This window comes from Burkholderia sp. 3C (assembly GCF_054589155.1).
In genome coordinates this window covers 1-4002 of sequence record NZ_BAAILN010000108.1, presented here as the reverse complement: position 1 = coordinate 4002, position 4002 = coordinate 1, and the positions used below count along the sequence as shown (strand labels likewise).

Here is a 4002-nt window from a genome sequence, read left to right as displayed (position 1 = left end):
TGATGCCGCGCCCTTCGTAGCGCACCTGCCTGACCCTCACGTCGAGGGTGTCGGCGGCCGCGTCGCGCGCGGACTCGGCCGCCTCCTGCGCGGGGGCCAATGCGGCTTCCAGTTCGGTTTCCATGCGGTGTTTCCTTGTTGCTTGGCAGGCGGCGCGCTCGCGCGCGGCGAGCGCGCCGCCGGTAAGGCGCCGGCGTGTCAGCGCTTCAGCGATTGCTCGAGATCGTCGAAGCGGCCCCGCACGAACTCGGCGCGCTCGGCGCCCTTCATCGGCTCGCTCTGCGTCAGGATCTCGACCACCGACTTCAGCACCTTGCGCCGGCGCGCCACTTCTTCCTCGACGGTTTCGCCCTCGGCAATCTCGAACACGTTGCCCGAGCAATAGCTGTTCGGCGCGCCGGCCAGCTCGCGGAACCATTCGGTGAAGCCCTGCGCCGACGACGGCGGATTGGTGCCGCGCACCGCGTCGCGCAGCATCTTGCGGAACTGGTAGAGGCCCGCGTCGAAGCGGGTCGGATGTTCGAGCGCATGCACGGCAATCGGGCGCTGGCTGATGATCGCCTCGTAGTCGCCCGGCGCGTACTGCGCCTGCTTGTAGTGCGCGCGCTCGCGGTGGTTCGGCGGGATCGGCGGCAGCTCGTCGAGCTTGTACTGGCCGAAGCGCTCGGGGCGGCGCATCGCCACCTGGCCTTCGAGGAAGTCGATCGACTCGTAGCCCACCAGCGCCTTGTTGCCCACGCCGCGCGTGTCGATGCCCGGCCCCATCACGCGCCAGCCGATCATCTTGCTGTTCTCGTCGTCCACCGGCACCGTCCAGCGAATGATGTGGAAGCGGCTGAACAGCTTCTTCTGCGAGCCGTCCTCGGACGTGTAGGCGTGCAGGCTCAGGTTCGGCAGCACCTGATGCTGCACGCGCACGAACAGGCGATCCTTGTCGACGCGGCGCGCGCCCGCGCAGGCGAGGCTCCGGCCGCCCTGCACCGGCACGAAGTTCATGTCGGGCGCCACTTCCATCGAGGCCGCGCCGACCTCGTCGAACGTGGTGCCCTGGAAGTGCCCATCCACCACGCTCTTGCCCGCGTGCAGCGCGGCCGTGTGGTAGTTGTCGGCCGCGTTGTCCTGCACCTGCAGCCAGTTGCAATGCTGGAAGTTGCTGTACGGCACCAGCTCGTCGCCGTCCATCACCGTGAAGTCGCCTTCCCATTCGGGGAACGGCGGTTCGTCCTCGGGCGGCCCCATGTAGGCGAACACCAGGCCGTTGCGCTCGACCGCCTTGTAGGCGCCCTGGCGGATCGAGCAGGCGAACTTCTTGGCCTCCTTCTCCTCCCCCTTCGGGAACGGCACGTGCAGGCAGGCGCCGTCCACGTCGAACACCATGCCGTGATAGCAGCACATGATGCCGTGCTCCTGGATCGAGCCGTATTCGAGCGATGCGCCGCGGTGCACGCAGTGCGCATGCAGCACGCCCACCGCGCCGCTCTTGTCGCGGAACGCCACCAGTTCCTCGTTGAGAATCTTCAGGAAGCGCGGCGTATCGGTCAGTTCGAGCGACATGCACACCGGGTGCCAGAAGCGCCGCATGAATTCGCCGGTCGGCGTGCCCGGCCCGGTTTCCGTCAGCTCGGGATCGTGATCGGGAATCTTGTTCGTGTAGTAGCCGCCGTAGGGAATCAGTTTCCTGGCAACCGGCGCGGCTCCGCCAGCAGTGCGCGGCTCTTCCAGTTTGTCCGATTTGACGCTCATGACTTGCTTCCTCCAGTGATTGATGGGGATCGTGCCGCTTGAATTCTTTTGAACTCTGAACTCTGTATACAGAGCGTAGTGTTCTGAATCCGGAATGTCTGTATGGGTTAACACCGAGATCGCGTTTGGCGTGTGCGCGCCGACCGGGGCGAACGGCGGCTGCGGAGCGCTGGTGCGGGCGGGTGCAAGGCGCGGCACCGCGACGGCGCTGCGGCGCGGAACAACGTGGAGGAAGGGAGAGAAAGCGGGGAAGGATGAAACGGCGGCGACGGCGGCTCGGAGTCGTCACGCGGGCACCGGCCGCCCCTGCCGCCGAGGGTGACGCCCGGGCGCTGGGCCGCTGGGCCTCCGCGACGCTAGCGCACCGCGTCGAGCCGGCTCAGTTCGTCTTCGGTGAACAGCCGCGAGCGCGTCAGGAAGCGCAGGCCGCTGGTGCCTTCGAGCGAGAACATGCCGCCGATGCCGGGCGTCACGTCGATGATCAGTTGCGTGTGCTGCCACGACGCGTACTGCGAGTCGCTCATGTAGAACGCCATGCCCTCGATCTCGCCGAGGCGCACATCGCCGCCGCCGACGATCAGTTCGCCTTCCTGAAGACACATCGGCGCGCTGCCGTCGCAGCAGCCGCCCGACTGGTGGAACATCAACTGGCCGTGCTTGCGGCTCAGTTCCTGGATCAACTGGCGCGCGGCGTCGGTGGCGACGACGCGCGGTGGCGAATCGGACATGGTGTCTCCTCCCGGCGCGGCGCGCCAACGGTGGCGAGCGGCGCCGGCATGCCGCCCGCCGCCCATCCGTCCGATAGTAGGCAGCGCCGCCCCGCTTCGACAGGCCGGGTTAACCCGCCGAGTTGGCGTCGGCGTCGGCGTCCGGCCGAGGTTGATGGAGCGCTTCGAGCGCCGACACGAGTTGCTTGCTGGCCGTGCCCTGCAGGTATTGCTGCACGTCGCCCTCCACGTGCGCCTGCGCCGCCTGCCAGTGCGGCTCCGCGTCGCGCAGTTTGGCCGTGCCGCTTTCGCTCAGGCGTGCGACCTTGAAGCGCGCATCGCCCTCGGAAAACACGGTCACCCAGCCCGACTGGATCAGCACCTTCATGTTGCGCGAGATGGTGGTCTTGTCGAGCATCGTTATGGTGGCGATCTCGGTGAAGGTGGCCGATTCGAGCCGCGCGAGCACGCGCAGCAGCGCGAATTGCGTGGCCTTGAGGCCGGTGGGGCGCAGCACCTGATCGTAGATGCCGGTCAGCGCGTTGGCCGCGCGCCTGAACTGGATGCAGTAGCAATCGGGAAGCATGGATCGACATGTCGACGCCACCGTGGGCGCCGTCGACGGACAAGGGTGAAGTTACGCCGACGTTACACGCGACGTCGGGCAACGTCAAAACGATTTGACATTCAGCTCGCACGCTACGACGTGCCGCAGCGCTGCCTCGGGGCCGCATCGCGGTGTTGAAGCCGGACTCCGAACCGTTGCTACCCCACGGGCTCGCTCCAGGGCACCGGCGGCACGCGGCGGCACGAGAAACCCGAAGCGCCCCGGCCTCCGCCCCTTACAGCATTTCCGCCAGCACCGCCGGATCGCCGGTCTGAATCCGCAGCCGCCGCGCCTGACGCGGCATCACGACATACATCGCGCCGAGCCACCCCACGCACAGCATGACGAGCTGCTGCAGCAGCATCGCGCCCGGCGAGGCCGCCACCACATGCTTGAACGGATACGCGAGCAGGTTGCCGGCGAGCGATACGACGATGGTCCAGCCCCAGGTGGTCAGCCCGAGCATCACCGCCTGCCGGAAGCTGTAGCGCTCCGGCACCGTGAGCCCATGCCTGGCGAATGCGCGGCGCGTCATGTAACCGACGATCGGCAGACTCAGCACCACGACCGCCGCCAACAGCCCGAATATCACCAGCAGGGCCAGGCCGAACGCGCCGTTCTCCCCGAGCTTCGGCACCATGCCATGCCGCGCCGTCAGGTAGAACACGAACAGGAGCACGATCGCGCCGAGCCAGATCGGCAAGGTCGCGAGCGTGGCGCGCCAGAAGTACGACCACCACACGGCGAGTCGCTGGAAAAAGGACAACGGGGGATGCAGGGTGAACATCGCGGCCTCGATTGGATTGTGATTGGAGTCGGACAGCTTGATGCAACGCGCCGCGCGCACGCGCGACGCCACATGAAAACGCGGCGCACACCCCGTGCCGCGACCTCACGCGAACCGGCCCGGCGGCGCGTCTCTCACGCGCGCCGCCGGGCCGGGGT

4 protein-coding genes are annotated in these 4002 nt (G+C 67.6%); all 4 read right to left on the bottom strand.

The features are described 5' to 3' along the window. Positions 1-198: 198 nt before the first annotated feature. The 4 genes from ACYP33_RS22120 to ACYP33_RS22105 all read right to left on the bottom strand — a co-directional run bounded on the left by ACYP33_RS22120 (position 199) and on the right by ACYP33_RS22105 (position 3844). Positions 199-1743 carry a Rieske 2Fe-2S domain-containing protein gene (locus ACYP33_RS22120; protein WP_459623941.1) on the bottom strand — a complete coding sequence of 515 codons (1545 nt, stop codon included), beginning with the start codon at positions 1741-1743 and terminating at the stop codon, positions 199-201. 356 nt (positions 1744-2099) lie between these two features. After that, on the bottom strand, positions 2100-2471 hold the full coding sequence (locus tag ACYP33_RS22115) for a DUF779 domain-containing protein (protein WP_414443300.1): 372 nt from the start codon (positions 2469-2471) through the stop codon (positions 2100-2102). A 109-nt stretch (positions 2472-2580) separates the two neighbouring features. Next, positions 2581-3036, bottom strand: a complete 456-nt coding sequence (locus ACYP33_RS22110; protein WP_459623940.1) for a MarR family winged helix-turn-helix transcriptional regulator — start codon at positions 3034-3036, stop codon at positions 2581-2583. A 256-nt stretch (positions 3037-3292) separates the two neighbouring features. Next, a complete protein-coding gene (locus ACYP33_RS22105; RefSeq protein ID WP_459623939.1) occupies positions 3293-3844 on the bottom strand; it encodes a hypothetical protein in 552 nt (183 codons plus the stop codon). Positions 3845-4002 lie beyond the last annotated feature (158 nt).

Bases quoted from the DNA above. Each gene is read 5' to 3' on its own strand.
- ACYP33_RS22110 (WP_459623940.1), bottom strand. From the start codon at position 3,036: ATGCTTCCCGATTGCTACTGCATCCAGTTCAGGCGCGCGGCCAACGCG.
- ACYP33_RS22115 (WP_414443300.1), bottom strand. From the start codon at position 2,471: ATGTCCGATTCGCCACCGCGCGTCGTCGCCACCGACGCCGCGCGCCAG.
- ACYP33_RS22105 (WP_459623939.1), bottom strand. From the start codon at position 3,844: ATGTTCACCCTGCATCCCCCGTTGTCCTTTTTCCAGCGACTCGCCGTG.
- ACYP33_RS22120 (WP_459623941.1), bottom strand. From the start codon at position 1,743: ATGAGCGTCAAATCGGACAAACTGGAAGAGCCGCGCACTGCTGGCGGA.